The sequence below is a fragment of the Komagataeibacter nataicola genome (genome assembly GCF_003207795.1).
Taxonomy (GTDB): Bacteria; Pseudomonadota; Alphaproteobacteria; order Acetobacterales; family Acetobacteraceae; genus Komagataeibacter; species Komagataeibacter nataicola.
Map to the genome: position 1 here is coordinate 1 of NZ_NIRT01000049.1, position 16,837 is coordinate 16,837.

The window sequence follows — 16,837 nt, forward strand, 5'->3', positions numbered from 1 at the left end:
ATGGTTGCCGTCAGCGGTGACTGGGCAACGCCACAGAAATAGGCAGCCATACCCAGCAGTACAACGCCTCCAGGCGACGTATGAGGCAGAAACTGCTCGACCCATCCTCCCATTCCTGCACCGATAGCAAGGGAAGGTGCAAACATACCGCCAGGAATACCAGAGCAGAAAGTAATAAGCATGGAGATATACTTCAGAAGAAAGAAAGATGCAGGATAATGAAGGCTTCCATCCACTATTCCACGGGCCTGCAGATAACCTGTACCATAAGTCGCACCATCTGATGCCAGCCCGATCAGAGCCAGCAACAAGCCGCATAACGCTATGAATACAAGAGGAAATCGACGAGAAAACCGGCCAAGAAAAGCTGGTAGACCTTTTGAAAGGCGGATGACAAGGCGAGCGAAAATCCCCCCCGCCAATCCGCCGCTTACACCACATACCAGAACGGCCAGCCATGCGCGTCCTACCGGAATAAAAACATTCGTCCGACCAAAATATGTATAGTTCCCCAACAGGGCAATTGCCGTAATCCCCGAAAAGATAATGACAGTCAGTGTACGTCCTGACGCCTTCTGTTCAAAGGAGTGTGCCAATTCTTCAATCGCAAAAACAACACCGGCAAGAGGCGTATTAAAAGCAGCTGCCATTCCAGCAGCACCACCTGCGAGGATCATACCATGCCTAGTGACATTATTATGCTGCCCCATTGCACGCGAAAATGCATGCATGATGGAAGCGCCGATCTGGACACTAGGTCCTTCACGACCGATCGAGGCACCACAGATAAGACCCAAGCATGTCATCAGAATCTTACCCAGCGCAATGCGCAAGGTCAGAATCCGGTCCACAAGCACGAAATTATGCATATGTAGGGTTGCGATTGTCTGGGGAATTCCTGACCCCTGAGCACCATTGAACAATAGGCGTGTCAGCCAAGAAATGGCAACCAGCCCTAGCGGTGCAATCACCAGCATGGACCACGGGTTTCTGGTAACAATGTGATAACGCAGCTCGGCTGCCCAATCCCCAAGATGGGCAAAAATTACGGAGATGATGCCAATCAGCACGGCCCCGGTACAATACATGATGGTTCGATGCCACTTTAGGGTCCTGACCCGCGCCAGGCGCCGCATCCGACGGGCCCGCCTGGAACGGGTAGTAGCTATGGAAGCCTCATTGTCGTTCTGGGCTACGCCGGGATAGAATAAAGGGGACATACTGACCATGGAAAAGAATTTTCAAATTACGGAAAGTTCAGAAAACAGACCAACCACAAATTTTTCCAGAATGCACGGAAGATCTGGACGTGGTCGATCAGGAAATGGACGGACTTAGACCGGCACAGCCTCTACCAAAAATGACGGTCAAAGAAACCTCTCTCCTGCATGTGGACTTGTAACGGTTTTGTGCCGGTCCTTTGAGCGTTTTAAGCTCGTATCAGGAGACCGACGAGACCATGAAGCATACGGAAGATTTCAAGCGCGAGGCCGTAAGGATCGCGTTGAGCCGTGGGCTGGCACGCACGCGTGTTGCGGCCGATCTGGGTATTGGCAAATCCACCCTGGTGAAATGGATAGTGGATTATCGTCCGGGCGAGCCGGCATCTGAGGAGCAGGCTGATCTGGCCCGCGAGAATGAACGTCTGCGTGAAGGGCGTATCCCACAGGACTGGCAGGACAAACCCTCAAAGCTGTCCCATAAAGATCGTCATGCACGCTGAACACTGAAGTTTACCAAAGCGAAGCGTCAGGATGATGGAACAATAGGAAGTCAGGCAGAGTCCATTGCCGTTACGTCACGCTACGACCTATCTGCTGCCAGATGTCAATATTCTTGGCGCGCTAATGATAAAAACATTTTGCTCAGTGTGGCCATTTTGAGTTACCTCGCCTCAAATGCTTACTGACGGTAAAATTGGAAAATACGTTCTGCTTAATGGATATATCCATTCTTTGGTACCACGAAAGCGGACATTCTGTCGTCCCCCCAAGGCCGCCTGTCTGCTCAGTAATATGAAGCAGACAGGCGGTAGTCGCCTACATCTCGGATAGGGAAGACCAGTCAGGCTATCTCAGATAGCGGACCATCGCCGGTTTTTCTTGACGTAGGGGACAGGAGCGGCCAGCGGTGAAGGCATGGATACCATCAGCCTCCTCGCTTTGCTTCTGACGCTCTCGGCAGGGTTCAGCATTCTCAATCACCACACGTTTCGCCTGCCTGTGACGATCGGCGTGCTGGTCTTCTCATTGCTGGCTTCCCTGCTGGTCATGATCCTGAATCCGTTGATACCGGCCTATGACCTTCAGGCTCTCCCACGATCTGTTCTCGGAGCCATCAATCTTCCCACGGCCCTCCTGAATGGCGCGCTGTCCCTGCTTCTGTTTGCCGGGTCCACGCAGGTAGATGTCAGGCATCTCCGCGCAAAGCTTGCCTCCGTGACTGCTCTCTCTGTTCTGGGAACCGTTCTGGCTGTTGCCTTTCTGGCGATCGCGGCATGGTACGTATTTCCTCTGCTGGGTCATGCCATTCCTTTCACGTGGTGCATCGTCCTTGGGGCGATCCTCGCGCCAACTGATCCTGTTTCGGTTGTCGGCATGCTGAAACGTCTAGGACTACCAGCCCCCCTTCAGGCCGTTTTCGCAGGTGAGAGTCTGTTTAATGACGGCGTGGGTGTGGTGATTTTTGGCGTCACGATAGGATTGGCGACCGGGGACAGTCAGGGAGTAACCGCCTCCGAGATTGCGCTGAGTTTTTGCCGCGAGGCGATCGGTGGCGGTCTATTGGGCGCACTGACCGGATGGATTGCACTCCGTGTGCTTAAGGGACAGCGGGATCCGCATATCGATCTGCTGACGTCGCTGGCTCTTGCGACCGGAACCTTCAGCATTGCCAACCAGCTTGGCATGTCGGGTGCGATTGCCGTCGTCGTGGCGGGACTGTGCTTTGGAACAAGCTATAGCCATTCCGTTTTCGATGAGGCATCGCGAAAGGAACTCGATATCGCATGGACGCTCATTGACGAGGTGCTGAACGTCGTGCTGTTCATGTTGATCGGCTTTGAAATCCTCGAGATCAGGCCGCATCTGTTTACGGTAATGGCGACACTTGCCGTGATCCCGCTGTCTGTTGCCGTGCGGGCATTGAGCGTGCTGTTTTCAACGCTTCCGGTTCACCTCAGGCAATGGGAGCGGGGCCGTGTTCTTGGTATCCTGACCTGGGGCGGTCTGCGTGGCGGTATCTCGGTTTCGCTGGCGCTTGGATTGCCGACCGGAGACTTGCGCGAGCTGCTGCTGCCTGTCTGTTACGGCGTGGTGGTGTTTACGATAATTGTGCAGGGGCTAACCATGGAGCGGGTTGCCCGCAAACTCTATCCGTCCTCTACGCTTGGACCGCAATAATACGGCTCTGATTATTTGAAGGGTAGCGCCGCAAGGAGGAAAGTAATGGCATATTTGTCATGTTTTTCAACGGATAACCGACCTTCCGTTTACTTCCCTTTCTTCCATATGAATTAGGTTAGTCTTAAACAGACTATAGTTATATTGGGACAAACCGGAGCCACGGTGTATCAAGGGTTGCATGGTGGTTTTTCCGGGAGGGTTCAAATGGGACAACGCGCGGTCATCTATTGCCGGGTTTCCACGGCCGATCAGTCCTGCGCGCGCCAGAAGGATGAGCTGAAGCGGTTTGCTGAACGCGCGGGCTATGAAGTGCTGGACGTTTTCATGGAGACCGGCTCTGGCGTTCGGGTGGATCGGGCCGAACGTCGAAAGGTCATGGCACTGGCCCAGGCCCGTGAAATTGACGCCATTCTAGTGACGGAGCTGTCCCGCTGGGGACGCTCGACCATTGATCTCATCTCTACGCTTCAGGAGCTGGAGAGCTATCGTGTTTCCCTGATCGCTATAACGGGGATGACGTTCGACCTGGCGACACCACATGGACGAATGCTGGCGACGGTTCTGGCTGGGATTGCTGAGTTCGAGCGGGATCTGATCAGCGAGCGGGTGAAGTCTGGTCTGGCTGCTGCCAGGGCACGCGGGAAGGTTCTCGGCCGACAGAAAGGAGAGCGGCCGAAGTCTGACCGTCTGGCTCCGAAGGTTCTGGCGCTGGTGGGGGAAAAGCGGAGTTATCGGTGGATCGCCCGCGATCTGGGAATCAGCAAGAACACTGTTGCTGCCATTGTGCAGAGAGATAAGGTGAGGTCTTCTCTTCCCTCGTAGAAAGTGTATACAGGTATAAGATTATACGTGTAGAGGTGTAGCATGAAGGTTCTTGCTGTTCTTTCACAGAAGGGCGGTGTCGGAAAAACGACGCTTGCAACCTGTCTCGCTGTCGCGGCTGAGCAAGCGGGGAAGGTTGTTGCTATTATTGATTTGGACCCACAGGCGACAGCCTCTTTCTGGAAAGACGTACGCCAGCTCGATACACCGGCTGTGGCTTCAATTCAGCCGATACGTTTGCCTGCAATGCTCAAAGCCTGCGCGGATGCGGGTACTGATCTTGTGATTATCGACGGAGCTGCTGTTGCGCGTGATGTAGCTTATGAAGCGGCGCGGCATGCTGACTTCGTTCTCATTCCGACGAAGACGGCCGTGTTCGATACAATGAGTATGACACACACATTGGATGTGGTTCGTCAGCTCGATAAAGCGTTCGCTGTCGTTTTAACTTTTGTGCCCCCCCAAGGGCAGGAGACAGGGGATGCCATTAAGGCCGTGACCGAATTGGGGGCAACGGTCTGTCCGGTGACAGTAGGAAACCGCAAGGCATTTTTCCGTGCACAGGCGGCGGGACAGGCTGTGCAGGAATTCGAAGTACATGGGCCAGCAGCAAACGAAATTAAGCGTTTATACGAGTATACAGATATACAATTATACAAAAATCGGGAGGTAGTGTGATGGCAAAAAGCAATACGCTACAAGCGATGCTTGATCGCGCCAAAGGTAGTGGTGAGGCAATGCCAGCCCCTGCTCCGAAGCCAGATATATCATCCCGTAAACCTACGCTGAATGGTCGTAAGGGGACCAAGTTGATCGGTGGGCACTTTTCTCCTGAAGTCAGCACCCAGCTTCGTATTATAGCGGCCGAAGAGGGGACGACGGTTCAGAGTTTGCTTGGAGAAGCACTGGACGATCTGTTTGTGAAGAAAGGACGAAGCAGGATCGTTAGCGGATAAGTATACATTTATACGCGTATACAATTATACACGTAGGCTGTGTCTAGCGTATAGGGTTGCGTTTGTGTCGGTTGCGGCAGAATCCGACAAATGCGGCGCTGGGGTTTTGCAACTCTGGTTGTCCGCTATCATTCCACCATGACACCCATTCATCATAGAGTGCGTAGACATCATATCCTGGAGCAACTCCTCTAGCGTCATGGAAACCCTCGGGATCGACAAATGGTCTCTGGAGCTTTGGCTCTATTACCTTGACGGTGTCCATCGTTTCCCGATTTCGGAAAGTAACAGTGTTGCTGTTTATTTCGACAGCATAATCAGGCAAGTGGTTATTGATTGCCAAGTCACGGAGCATTGAGCGAAATACGCGAATATGGCTACTGGCCCCCGTTTTTTTCTGTAAAATTTCTATAGAAACAACCCATTTTTCCTGAGCACCACAATGCTTGCGTGCAAGTTCGTATATTCTCCGTTCAAGTGGTTTGCGTAAACGGAAATAATCGCGATGTAATGTCAGTACACTTCGGCCTTCGATCATTCTGAATAGCCATTCGGACAGCGTTACCTTAATTTCGGACATTTGTCCGGAATTGGTCTTACGGACAATTCGCCATTCATTGATAAGGCCAAAGCCTTCGGTGATTTCTTCTCCATCAGCTTTGATGTTGGTGGTGATCCGTGTGCCTGCTAATCGCTCAAACGCGCTCCGAAGCCGCTTATAGCCATCACCATCGGTTTGACGGTTGGTCCACACCAATAAATCGCGTGCGGTAAGGTGGAGAGTTCGATTTGGCTGCTCACCTTGATTCATTTTCGCGATAAGCTGCGAAATGCAATAGATAAGGATATCCTTGTCATGGATCGTCGCGAGCCCTTTGACGCTCGGAACGATCTCAACTGTATTGCCATTGTGCTCGTATCGGAAAATGCGTCGATCAGGTTTAGTGGCAAGCGAAAAAATTGGATGTTCCATCGAGGCCATATCATCTTTGGGGATGGCATCAAGGACATCACAAATAAAAAGATCTGGTGTCGGATATCGTTCCGGAAGTAAAACTGAACGTCCATCAACATTCGGGGTTTCACTGACAGTAAGTGCCAGTTCGGGGTTTCGTTGACGGGTTGCTTTGATTCGGGGTTTCATTGACGATCAGTTTAGGTTCGGGGTTTCATTGACGCAAGAGCTAGATTCGGGGTTTCGTTGACGCAGATTCGGGGTTCTGGAGTCACTAGATTCGGGGTTTCGTTGACGAAAGTTGTCCCAAAACACTGTTTTTATATTTTATTTTCAGTCAGTTATGTGTTTGTGGAAAACCCTTAACACTACTCTTAACACATAAATTAACACTCTAAGCCTGTGGGTAACTTTTCATTCTCTGTAATTTTCAGTCAAATTGCCTCCAAGCACCGCCTCTTGGGGGCTACGCCCCCGCCGGCTCGCGGCCTACGGCCGCCCCAATCGCGCTATGCGCGATCTCCCACCCGGCATCCCCCTGCTCGCCCTTTCAGGGCTGCGCTAAACGGACACGCCTACGGCGCAAAATCATAATCTGACGATGCCTTCCCGCATCGTCTCTCCACCAGCACCTTCCATTCCCGCGTCGGCGCCTTCGGCGCCCTACGGGGCTCCCGCTCTGCGCTCGCCCGACGCCTGCAACACCAGAAGAACCGAGCAAGACCGCAATCTGCTCAAAACACACCGGTGTTCAGGCGATCATTCAGGAGCTCACATGTCACAACATGCCCGCCAGACGCCACAGGATGGCCGTACAGGCGTTATTGTGTGTGGTGGTTATGGTGGGGAGGGCAATAACGGGAATAGCGCTTTGTGCGGCCTCCTAGGGCGCTCTGCGGGCCTTGTCAGGGATTAATGGGCTGGCCGAGATCGAGATCACCCCGCTGGGTAATGGCCTTCACTGGCTCCGTCTCGACGCCGATGTTCTGGTCGAAGGTCTGATCCACGGTATCTACGGTTCCCGAAGCTGGATGGCAGCACAGATGGGACGCGTGGGCGGATCATCCGCCAGCCAGGCAAAGGCGGCGGCGGCACGCCGGAATGGTGCTAAAGGCGGTCGGCCAAGGAACGTCGCGTAAGATAGTCACCGCCTTTCAGCCGGTAGGGAACTGTCGTGCCATGTCTGCTCGCTGCAATGACCATTCTTGTCGAAAGGGTAGACCGTATAGGCCCACCCTTTGGGCATGCCCGCACCTGTGGTGCAATGGTATATGAGGACACGCTATTTATGGGTAGGCGCAATGTCGGCCTCGGGTATGTCGATAGGTCGTCACAAGGGTAGCTGTAGGGTCGTGAAATAGTCGTTCCATCAATGCATCAGGGATAGTCGTGACCATTGCACTCTGCGTCACCTTCCTGCGGTGTGCGAGAGCGTCCCCCTTATTGCCCGGGTTCAGGCAGGGGGAGCGGGTTATCCGTGCCGAGACTGGCGGCCCATGCCTTCATGGCTTCCGCACTGATTACCAATCCGGCCTCGACCTGGGCGAGGGACCGGCGTGTGGCTTCGTCCTTTCAGGCTTCCCAGTCATCGCGATCGGTATGATCCGTCTTCATGTCCCGTTTCTCCCGGTCTGGACCTTCAGGCCAGTTTTGGCCTGCGTCCGGGTTTCTTCTCTGGCAGGCGCGTGACCGGAACTTCAGCTTCCGATACGTCCGAAGGTTTCGGTGTCGCCTTGATGGTCCGCCCCAGTCCGATTTCCTGTGCCAGGACAGAGCGTCGGGCTGCGTAGGATGGGGCGGTCATCGGGTAGCTTTCAGGCAGGCCCCATTTTGCCCGATATTGCTGGGGCGTCATGCCATAGGAGGACTGGAGATGACGCTTGAGCATCTTCAGCTTCTTCCCGTCCTCCAGACAGACAATGTAATCTGGAAAGACCGATTTCTTCACAGGCACGGCCGGCACCAGAGTCGGTGTTTCGGTCGTCGCCTGTCTCAGACTTCCGAGCGCCTGAAACACCGTGGCGATGAGGCCGGGCAGGGTATCCGCCGGAACCGTGTGACTGCTGACATAGGCTGTGACAATCCGGGTCGTAAGCTCGCGCACTGTGTCAGATCCGGATGATCGTATTTCGTGGTCGGTCATGGTCACGTCTGCCTGTCGTCCTGTCCTGTTCCCGGTGCCTGTCGAAAGCATGAAGCCCCGCACGTCTCCAGCGTGCTGTCAGGTCAACCGAAGCGGTATCATCGCCGCCCTGAAGCTGCCCTGCAATATCCAGGAAGGCTCCGAACAGGGTTGCGCGGTCCTCATCGGTCAGCCAGCGGATGTCGCGTAAGACACGGTTTCCAATCTGTCCGGCCTGCAAAACTCAGTTCAGGGCCCAGCAGCGCGATGTCGGGACGTTCTGATCCGTGCCTGGCACAGGCGCTGTCAGAACACAGATTACGGTCTGCCTTTGCCAGACCAGCGTGAAGAGGGCTCCTGAGCCGCCATAATCCGCTGTGGTCGTGATCCGATAGCCTTTGGTCAACAGGCTCGCCAGAGAATCCGGCACCGGCTTCAGTCCTGTCGGAACAGACAAGGCCGCATAGGGAGATTTAACGTCCGACTGAGGCAGCCAGTCTCCTCTGCCCTGGGCAAAGCCTGAAGCAGGCCGGAAGAGGATCGGCAGGACAACAAGGAGCAAAAACAGTTTTTGCATCATGATTTTTCCTGTGCGGGTTCTTTTTCAAAAGCGCGCAGGAAAGCGTCGATATCGTCGCTCATCAGGAGGGGCATCCGTTCTCGTATCAATGCTTCAGGCCAGTCCCACCAGGCGACTGCAAGCAGACGCTCGATGGTCTTTTCGGGGAAGCGGTATTTGATGACCCGGGCCGGGTTGCCGCCCACGATGGCATATGGCGGCACGTCCCTGGTCACCACGGCCGCCGTGGCGATCCACGGCCGCCGTGGCGATGATCGCGCCTGATCCTATGGTGACACCCGACATGATGTTGGCCCGTGCGCCGATCCAGACGTCGTTGCCAATGACGATATCCCCCTTGGTGGAATGGTCATCGGTTGCATCCACCGCTTCGGGCCAGAAATTGCACTGGTTCTTGAACGGGTAGGTGGTGATCGTGTCCGGTCGGTGATTGCCCAGGATCATCAGCACCTCGCGGGCGATCGAGCAGTATTTCCCGATCTTCAGGCCGGCATATTCGGCTTCTATGATGATGGGAGAACCCTTGGCGCCATATGTATGGTCGCCGATGTCCCAGCCCCACTCTTCGATTTCATGGGCAAGGGTGTAACGTAGGAGCAGAGAAAAGGCGTTCTTGCCGTAATACATGGGCCTCGGTTCTCCCGTTCTGGTTCAGGGTTTCGTTTGCATTCGATAGCGGACAGATCAGATGATCGTGTTTCGTCGTCAGTCCTGTTCCCGGTCCCTGTCGAAGGCATGAAGCCCCGCACGCCTCCAGCGTGTTTTCAGATCAGTCGGAGCGGTATCATTGCCGCCCTGAAGCTGCCCCGCAATGTCCAGGAAGGCCCCGAGCAGGGTGGCGCGGTCATCATCGGTCAGATCAACCAGTCCCGCCTTCTGGACCAGGCCGCCCAGTTCGATCAGGTGATGGGTGCGTTCGCGTCGCGCCTTCGCCCAGTCGCGCATGTCGGTGCGTGCCTTTCGTGCCTGATGGCGATGGATCAGGGCCGCCTGCTTCCTGATCCGTCTCTCAAGCGCCAGCAGATCCGTTCTGATCGTTTCCGGTTCCTTTCCGGCCGCCCTTTTTTGCGCCATCCTGAAAGAATGCCGTCCCCCGTTCGGTCCACCTCGCAACAGCTTCAGGTTTGCCGTCAGCCTGTTCGACAGCCGCCAGCAGCACACCGGCCAGCGCCTCGATCGACAAAGTATCAGCGCCCGTCGCCTCGACCAGTTCGCCGAGCTGGATGGTCCGTTGCGCCTTAAGCTGCTTCGCCTTTTCCTGAAGCGTCTTCAGTTCCGCATCAATGTCCCGTGGCCTGCGCATTTTCGGTCCCTTGTCCTGCTGGTCTGTGGCATACTCTACCACACAGGCGAGAACCGCGTCACTCATCCAAAGCAATCAACCCTTGTGGCGCAGTAAAATGTGAGTGCGCGCTTATACGTCACTTCGTGACGTGCGCTTAAGTGGTGTGATAAGATCGCGTTTATGGCGATCTATCACCTGCATGCAAAGGTCATCAGCCGCGCCACCGGCCGGAGCGCCGTGGCGGCGGCGGCCTATCGTGCAGCGTCCCGCCTGCATGATTTGCGGCTGGATCGCGACCATGATTTTTCCAACAAGAGCGGCGTGGTGCATTCCGAGATCCTGCTGCCCGACGGCGCGCCGGAACGGTTTCTCGATCGTGCTACCCTATGGAACGAGGTCGAGGCGATCGAGAAGCGCAAGGATGCCCAGCTTGCCCGCGAAGTGGAGTTTTCAATCCCGCGCGAAATGACCCAGGCGCAGGGGATCGCGCTGGCACGGGATTTCGTGCGGGAGCAGTTCGTGGAACGCGGCATGGTGGCTGATCTCAATGTGCATTGGGATATTGGCGAAGACGGACAGGCGAAGCCCCATGCCCATGTAATGCTGTCCACGCGGCGGATCGAAGTCAAAACCGGAGAGGCTGTGCATGGAAGACGAGACGGAATCCCGCATCCTGAACGAGGCGGCAGGGGCGCATACAACCTCGCGCCGGATCCTGGACCTGATGGAGCAGAAAGGGGACGACGATCCACTCAAGCTCATGATCCGTCTGCTGACAGAGATCCGGGAGACGCAGCGTGGCATCCTGCTGAAGCTCTCGACGCTGGAGAAGCGCTTGCAGCGTCTGGAAGAACAGCGCGACTGATTGCGGCGGCACGGCTGCGGCATGAAGGTCTGGGGCTGGCGCAGAATCAGCCTTCCATCGGGTTCGGTGCGAAAGAGCGTTCGTGGAATGACAAGGATCTGCTGCTGACGTGGCGGGAGCGGTGGGCGTCGCTCGCCAATGAACGGCTGGCCGAGCTGGATCTGGATGTACGGATCGACCATCGGTCGTTCGCCGCACAGGGGATCGACCTTGAGCCGCAGAACAAGATCGGTCCGGCCGGGATGCGCCGGGAAGAGCGGGGCGAGGACGCGGAACGGGTTGCCGACCATCTGGAGATCGCGCGGCGCAATGGCGAAAGGTTGCTGGCCGAGCCGCATGTGGCGCTGGAGGTGCTGACCCGACAGCAGAGTACATTCACCCGCCAGGACCTGGCGCGGTTCGTGGACCGGCACACGGCGGACGCGGAACAGTTCAGTGCTGTCATGGTTCAGGTGGAAGCGTGTCCGGATCTGGTTGCCATTGGGAAAGACGGGCATGGGCGGGAGCGGTTTTCCACACGGGAGATGATTGGGGTCGAGCAGCGTCTGGAAAAGGTATCGCTCGCGATGGGGCAGTCCCAGGGTCATGCGGTGCCGCTGGCGGTGCGTCGGGTGGCGATGGCGCGGGACGGGCTTGGGGACGAGCAGGCGCTGGCGGTGGGCGAGGTCACGAAGTCCCGCGACCTGTCCGTGGTGGTCGGGTATGCGGGGACGGGGAAGAGCACCATGCTGGGTGTCGCCCGCGCGGCATGGGAAGAGGCCGGGTATCGGGTGCGCGGGGCGGCGCTGTCGGGGATCGCGGCGGAAGGTCTGGAAGCGGGGTCGGGGATCGAAAGCCGGACGCTGGCCTCCCTGGATCGTGCGTGGGCGCGTGGGTTCGATCTGCTGGAGCGCGGGGACGTGCTGGTGGTGGACGAGGCCGGCATGGTGGGGTCACGGCAGATGGAGCGGGTGTTGTCGGTCGCGCGTGGGGCCGGGGCCAAGGTGGTACTGGTGGGCGATCCCGAGCAGTTGCAGGCGATCGAGGCTGGTGGTGCGTTCCGGGCGGTGGCCGAGCGGGTCGGGTCGGTGGAAATCACGACGGTGCGCCGGCAGCGTGAAGACTGGCAGCAGGCGGCCACGAAGGAGCTTGCGACCGGGCGGACGGATAGGGCGCTGGAGCGCTATGAGGCGGCCGGCCTGGTGCGCGGGCATGAGACGCTGGAAGAGGCGCGGGCCGGGGTGGTGGCCGGATGGGATGAAGCCCGGCAGGCCGCACCAGAGGACAGCCAGATCATGCTGGCGCACCGGCGTGTCGATGTGCGGGCGCTGAACGAGGCGGCACGCGCCATCCGGCGGGAGGCGGGTGAACTGGGTGACGACGTGCTGGTGCCGACCGCCCAGGGCGAGCGGGTGTTCGCTGACGGGGAGCGTATCTACTTCCTGCGCAATGACCGGGAGTTGGGGGTAAAGAACGGCACGCTGGGCACGGTGCGGGGCATCGAGGGATCGGCCGAGGCCGGGGACCTGGCACTGTCGGTGCAGCTCGACGGACCGGGTAGGACCGGGACAGGCCGGGTCGTGTCCGTGTCGGTGGCGGATTATGACGCGCTGGATCATGGCTATGCGGCCACCATCCACAAATCGCAGGGTGTGACGGTGGACCGGGCGCATGTGCTGGCGACGGGGAGCATGGACCGGCACGGGGCCTATGTGGCGCTGTCGCGGCATCGGGAGAGCGTGTCTGTCCATTGGGGCCGGGATGACGTGGGCGACCGGGACGGGCTGGTGTGGCGGCTGTCGCGCGAGCGGCTGAAGGATACCACGCTGGATTACCCGCAGGTCCGGGATCAGGATGCCGGGTTTGCGCGACGACGCGGGCTGCATGTCCCCGAGAGCGAGATCGTGGTGGGGCGTGAGCAAGCTGCCTCTGGCTCCCGGAAGGACAGGCAGGCCGAAGCTGTCCGTACGCCGGATCCGGCACCGGCACAGCGGAAGCGCAGGATGTTCGACGGGCTGGACCTGTCCGTGCGGGGGCGTGGCCGGACGGCGGAAAAAGACGTGTCGGCCGGGATGGATGCCAGGTCCGGCAAGGGGGAAAGTGGGGTTGGGCGTGAGGCTCCCGCCTCTCCCTTCGCCGGGTTGCGGCTGCCGCGTGTGCAGCGCGCGCAGGCGCCGGCTGGGCTGGGTGGGTTTGTGCCGGGTGGTGATCCGCTCCACCAGGCAGTGGAGCAGTATGCGCGGGTGGTGCGGGACATCGGGCGCATGGTGGAGCAGGACCTGCCGGTGCTGGAGCATCAGAAGAAGGCATGGCTTGACGCCAGCACGGCCCTCGAATGGCTAAGGCCCGGGGCGGTGATCGCTCTGGAAACCGCCGTGAAGCATGAGCCGGAGATCCGGCAGGCCCTGTACGGGCTGGAAGGGCCGGCACGGGCGCGCAGGCTGGTCGAGGGGCTGGAACACGAGGACAAGGTGCGGAAGAGTCCGGAATTGCGGGCGGCGCGGTTCGTGAAGGTGTGGGACGGGTTGAGCCGGGAGCAGCAGGGTGTGGCGCTGAAGGAGCTGAAGCGGGACGTGCAGCTTGAATCCCTCCTGCGGCAGAAGGGGCATGAACTGGGCGTCCGGAAGGGATCGACGCTCGATCATGGATTGCAGCCGCAGCGCACGCGCTCGCTGTCGCGTTCTAGGTCGCGGGATCGGGGTATGGATATGGGGATGTAGGATTTTTCTGGATTATGTAGCTCAATTGAGCTACATAATGTGTATCTGGATAGATAAATTCCGGAGAATTAGTGAGGATTCCGACATGAGCGGATTTGTTCGCGCCCGTATTGATGAAACCCTGAAGGAAGAGGCATCTGTTGTTCTGGACGCCATCGGTCTGACGGTCTCCGATGTCGTGCGTATGCTGTTGACGCGGATCGCACGCGAAAAGGCCCTTCCTGTTGATCTTGTCGTGCCTAATGCAGCGACCATTGCAGCGATGGAAGAAGGGCGGATGCTCCTGAAAGACAGGACGCGTGGTTTCGAGAACGCACAGGAGATGTTTGATGCCCTCGGGGAAAGCGGTTCCAAAAAGAAAAAAAGTAAGACTGCCGCTTCGATCTGATTACACGAAGCAGTTTGAGAAAGATTTCCAGCGTCTGTCGCGCTCCGGAAAATACAATATGGCGCGTCTGAAGGTAGTCATGCTGCTTTTGATCGCCAATGAAGACCCTCTGGGTGCGGAATGGCTCGATCATCCACTCAAGGGGGATTGGGCCGATCACCAGGAATGCCATGTTGGAGGCGACTTTCTGCTGATCTATCAGAAGGGCGAAGAAAAGATCGTGTTTGTCAGGACCGGTTCTCATGCTGATCTGTTCGAGAACTGAAGGCATAAGGATTCTGTCATGCCCGCAATGATGGCATTTCAGAGTGAGGTGGAACGGTATTTTTCCGAACGGGCGGCACGGACCACGCCAGCTCATGCCAAAGCACTTCTGGAGCGGATCGGCACCAAGGGACAGATCAGGGATGATGATCGTCTGGACGTGCCGGAAAATTGAATCTGGATAAGGGGATGGTTCCATCATGAGCGAGACGGATCCGGCAGCCCGTGCCTTTGAGGATCTGTGCGCCGAAATGACGGTGCTCCGGCGCAGCGTGGAAGCGCTGCCCCAGGCATGGCGGGATAACCGGCCGCCTGACTACACGCCGGACCTGGCCAGACTGGTCAAGGCCCTGAACGACGTGGGCGCGCGCATGAAGGCGATCGAGGCCAGTCCGACGCTGAAGATGACGCCGCAGGCCTATGGGCAGGGGGTACGACAGGCAGGGCTTTCCGTCTGTCAGGACATGCAGGCCGCCTTTCATACCGCGATCCGTGCGGTTCAGGTGGAGCGGCAGCAACTGACCGATATTGTCGGACAGGCCCGTACCCAGGACCGTCAGAACTGGTGGGTGCTGAAGGTCGGGCTGGCCTGTCTGGCTGTCGGGATCGGGTTCTCGCCTATCCTGACCTATCTCCTGCCGTCGTCAGTGGGGACGCGCGTGGCCTCCTTTATCGTGGGCGGGCAGGATCGGTGGGAGTCTGGGGCGTTGATGATGGAGGCCGACAATCCCGAAAGCCTGCGGCATATGGTCCGGGCCAACCGGCTTGTGGACGCTAGTCAGGACCGGATCGCCGCCTGCAAGAAAACGGCCAACGAGACGAAGATGGACCAGCCCTGTGTCCTGACCATCCGGCCGGATGGGTCATAAGCGTCCTGTCAGGACAGGAGATCATGCACGCTCATGCCGTCGAGGATGGCCATAAAAGCATCGGTTGCCTGTCTGGTCAGGTGACGGAGACGGCAGGCATCTGCCAGGATGCAGGGTCTGCCCTGAAGCGGCGCACAGCCGGTCATGACCTCGCCTTCGGTTTCCATGAGGCGGATGACATGCCCGACATTGATGTCTTTCGGGGAGCGGGCCAGGCTGACGCCACCATTCCGGCCCCGGGTTCCCACCAGGAGACCATGATGGCACAGGTCGTTGACGACTTTCACAAGATGGTTGTGGGAGATATTGTGCCGCTCGGCGATGTGCCGGACCGTCATGCGGTTTTGTGTGTGTCCGTGGCGGGCCAGATGGATCAGTACGCGAAAGGCGTAGTCGGTACGCAAGGTAAGGTGCATCAGCCAGGTCGCGTGGCAGTCGGGCTGATCTGCCCCGAAGGCGTGAAAAGGTTTCCGGGACCATAGTCCGAGGAGGCCAGGTTTTCGAGCTGGTTGCTGACGCGCATCCAGAAGGCGGCATCATCCTCAAGGCCAGCCTCGACGCACCGGCCAATATGATGGCGCGCCCGTTCTCTGGCGCCAGACAGCCCGTATTCGCGCAGGAAGGCCACCATCATGGCGTCCGTATCCATGATTTCATGGGTCGGCTTGTTCTGTGTAACCGTCATGCATCCACTCCTTTCTCACGCCTGTCCTGTGATGACAGCCGGGGAAGGACGAATGACAGGCATGCGCCTTCTGCCCGCCCTGGCGTCGGGCGGGTAGAAACGTGTTCCAAAAGAGCAAAAGCACGCCCTGCCTATTTCCACTACGGCAAACAAGTCTCCCTGTTCACCGCTGGACATAGTCCGGGTGTTGTATTGAGCAGGCCACCCGACAAGGAGGCCGCTCTTTTGGAAAAGGCGTTTCTACGCGCCTTTTCCAAAATACCATATGCTGTCTGCCAGCACCACCCACTCAGGCCCCTGGCTATCGTCACGAAGAGAGAGATGAGAGCGCGTTTCATGTATTTCAGTGTGGGATATATGGACGTGATCGCGGCTTCTGCCTTCATTCAAACGAACTTGGTGGGCCCAGCACAACTTTGGCAGAAAATTTGGAATAAGGATTCCCAACGGGTGCGATCGGTGGTGCATGGAAGACCAGCTATAGTGGGAGTTGGCGATCAACACCGACTGGTGATCCGATCTGGAAGTATGGCTTGCGTCATTTCTGGCGGCACTGGGTCACAAAGCACAGCGGGCGATGTGTCCAGTTTATATTGCAGGCCTGACCGGACCTGGTGACCGCAAGAGCGTGCCGCCCAGGCGCATCAGCAACTCAAGGAGAAACTGGCCTCGACAGGAACCCAGTTCAGAAGAAAATCATTTTTCCAATTTATCGTGAGATGCCTGTCGTGCCATCCGCTCTGTTTTTTCTAGAAATCCGTTAGCTAGTGCCGAATAAAGCGGCCTGGGACAGACCATGCGGGATACGCCGAACGCCAGGAAGGCCGTGGCCAGCAAAGCCAAAGTCACCTGCTGATTGTCACATATTTCCATCACGATGATGGTTGCCGTCAGCGGTGACTGGGCAACGCCACAGAAATAGGCAGCCATACCCAGCAGTACA

19 protein-coding genes and 3 pseudogenes are annotated in these 16,837 nt (G+C 57.6%); 11 read left to right on the top strand and 11 right to left on the bottom strand.

Going from position 1 to position 16,837, the window contains the following annotated elements; genetic code table 11:
* Positions 1-1,088 (bottom strand): chloride channel protein (locus tag CDI09_RS16090; protein WP_110571432.1); only part of this gene is annotated, 1,088 nt, incomplete at its 3' end.
* Positions 1,089-1,459: 371 nt separating this feature from the next.
* Here CDI09_RS16090 and CDI09_RS18910 point away from each other — a divergent pair.
* The 5 genes and pseudogenes from CDI09_RS18910 to CDI09_RS16115 form a co-directional block, all read left to right on the top strand.
* Positions 1,460-1,720, top strand: a pseudogene (locus tag CDI09_RS18910) (transposase); the annotation flags it as partial.
* A gap of 418 nt (positions 1,721-2,138) precedes the next feature.
* On the top strand, positions 2,139-3,401 hold the full coding sequence (locus CDI09_RS16100; protein ID WP_110571433.1) for a cation:proton antiporter: 1,263 nt from the start codon (positions 2,139-2,141) through the stop codon (positions 3,399-3,401).
* Positions 3,402-3,608: 207 nt separating this feature from the next.
* Entirely contained in the window at positions 3,609-4,226 is a 618-nt protein-coding gene (locus CDI09_RS16105) for a recombinase family protein (protein WP_078528632.1), read from the top strand.
* A gap of 42 nt (positions 4,227-4,268) precedes the next feature.
* Complete coding sequence (locus CDI09_RS16110; RefSeq protein WP_078528629.1) at positions 4,269-4,904, top strand: nucleotide-binding protein; 636 nt, start codon at positions 4,269-4,271, stop codon at positions 4,902-4,904.
* Positions 4,904-5,182 carry a ribbon-helix-helix domain-containing protein gene (locus tag CDI09_RS16115; RefSeq protein WP_249034050.1) on the top strand — a complete coding sequence of 93 codons (279 nt, stop codon included), beginning with the start codon at positions 4,904-4,906 and terminating at the stop codon, positions 5,180-5,182. Before CDI09_RS16110 ends, CDI09_RS16115 begins: the two co-directional genes overlap by 1 nt.
* Positions 5,183-5,225: 43 nt before the next feature.
* On the opposite strand, the gene CDI09_RS16120 is transcribed toward CDI09_RS16115, so the two are convergent.
* Positions 5,226-6,326 carry a replication initiator protein A gene (locus CDI09_RS16120; protein ID WP_078528626.1) on the bottom strand — a complete coding sequence of 367 codons (1,101 nt, stop codon included), beginning with the start codon at positions 6,324-6,326 and terminating at the stop codon, positions 5,226-5,228.
* Between the two features lie 716 nt (positions 6,327-7,042).
* Between CDI09_RS16120 and CDI09_RS16125 the strand changes: the two are divergent.
* A pseudogene (locus CDI09_RS16125) lies at positions 7,043-7,276 on the top strand (DUF2442 domain-containing protein); the annotation flags it as partial.
* Positions 7,277-7,776: 500 nt separating this feature from the next.
* Here CDI09_RS16125 and CDI09_RS16130 read toward each other — a convergent pair.
* The 6 genes and pseudogenes from CDI09_RS16130 to CDI09_RS16155 form a co-directional block, all read right to left on the bottom strand.
* Positions 7,777-8,280, bottom strand: coding sequence for a MucR family transcriptional regulator (locus CDI09_RS16130; protein ID WP_078528623.1), 504 nt, complete (start codon positions 8,278-8,280; stop codon positions 7,777-7,779).
* Positions 8,246-8,452, bottom strand: a pseudogene (gene traD, locus CDI09_RS16135) (conjugal transfer protein TraD); the annotation flags it as partial. The pseudogene traD and the gene CDI09_RS16130, both read right to left, overlap by 35 nt.
* Before the next feature lie 51 nt (positions 8,453-8,503).
* A complete protein-coding gene (locus CDI09_RS16140; protein WP_110571435.1) occupies positions 8,504-8,839 on the bottom strand; it encodes a hypothetical protein in 336 nt (111 codons plus the stop codon).
* 93 nt (positions 8,840-8,932) lie between these two features.
* Positions 8,933-9,466, bottom strand: coding sequence for an LbetaH domain-containing protein (locus CDI09_RS16145; RefSeq protein WP_408884507.1), 534 nt, complete (start codon positions 9,464-9,466; stop codon positions 8,933-8,935).
* A 78-nt stretch (positions 9,467-9,544) separates the two neighbouring features.
* Positions 9,545-9,784 (bottom strand): conjugal transfer protein TraD, encoded by a 240-nt coding sequence (locus CDI09_RS16150; RefSeq protein WP_078528620.1) that lies wholly within the window; start codon positions 9,782-9,784, stop codon positions 9,545-9,547.
* 64 nt (positions 9,785-9,848) lie between these two features.
* The gene (locus tag CDI09_RS16155) at positions 9,849-10,208 is read right to left on the bottom strand and encodes a conjugal transfer protein TraD (RefSeq protein ID WP_205836739.1); all 360 of its coding nucleotides are present in this window, start codon (positions 10,206-10,208) and stop codon (positions 9,849-9,851) included.
* A gap of 96 nt (positions 10,209-10,304) precedes the next feature.
* Between CDI09_RS16155 and traA the strand changes: the two genes are divergently transcribed.
* The 5 genes from traA (at position 10,305) to CDI09_RS16180 (ending at position 15,209) form a co-directional block, all read left to right on the top strand.
* Positions 10,305-13,688, top strand: coding sequence for a Ti-type conjugative transfer relaxase TraA (gene traA, locus CDI09_RS16160; protein ID WP_078528617.1), 3,384 nt, complete (start codon positions 10,305-10,307; stop codon positions 13,686-13,688).
* 85 nt (positions 13,689-13,773) lie between these two features.
* Positions 13,774-14,076: a type II toxin-antitoxin system RelB/DinJ family antitoxin gene (locus CDI09_RS16165; RefSeq protein WP_078528638.1), complete on the top strand. Its 303-nt coding sequence runs from the start codon at positions 13,774-13,776 to the stop codon at positions 14,074-14,076.
* Positions 14,018-14,341, top strand: a complete 324-nt coding sequence (locus CDI09_RS16170) for a type II toxin-antitoxin system YafQ family toxin (protein WP_078528614.1) — start codon at positions 14,018-14,020, stop codon at positions 14,339-14,341. The genes CDI09_RS16165 and CDI09_RS16170 overlap by 59 nt, the downstream gene beginning before the upstream one ends.
* Positions 14,342-14,359: 18 nt before the next feature.
* Positions 14,360-14,515 carry a hypothetical protein gene (locus CDI09_RS16175; protein WP_236944719.1) on the top strand — a complete coding sequence of 52 codons (156 nt, stop codon included), beginning with the start codon at positions 14,360-14,362 and terminating at the stop codon, positions 14,513-14,515.
* A gap of 25 nt (positions 14,516-14,540) precedes the next feature.
* Complete coding sequence (locus CDI09_RS16180) at positions 14,541-15,209, top strand: DUF6118 family protein (RefSeq protein ID WP_078528611.1); 669 nt, start codon at positions 14,541-14,543, stop codon at positions 15,207-15,209.
* An 8-nt stretch (positions 15,210-15,217) separates the two neighbouring features.
* Here CDI09_RS16180 and CDI09_RS16185 read toward each other — a convergent pair whose 3' ends face one another.
* From CDI09_RS16185 to CDI09_RS16200, 3 genes are all read right to left on the bottom strand, one after another.
* On the bottom strand, positions 15,218-15,613 hold the full coding sequence (locus CDI09_RS16185) for an RrF2 family transcriptional regulator (RefSeq protein ID WP_236944718.1): 396 nt from the start codon (positions 15,611-15,613) through the stop codon (positions 15,218-15,220).
* An 11-nt stretch (positions 15,614-15,624) separates the two neighbouring features.
* Positions 15,625-15,894: a hypothetical protein gene (locus CDI09_RS16190; RefSeq protein ID WP_078528605.1), complete on the bottom strand. Its 270-nt coding sequence runs from the start codon at positions 15,892-15,894 to the stop codon at positions 15,625-15,627.
* A gap of 696 nt (positions 15,895-16,590) precedes the next feature.
* A partial coding sequence (locus CDI09_RS16200) for a chloride channel protein (protein ID WP_211308945.1) occupies positions 16,591-16,837 on the bottom strand: 247 nt, incomplete at its 5' end.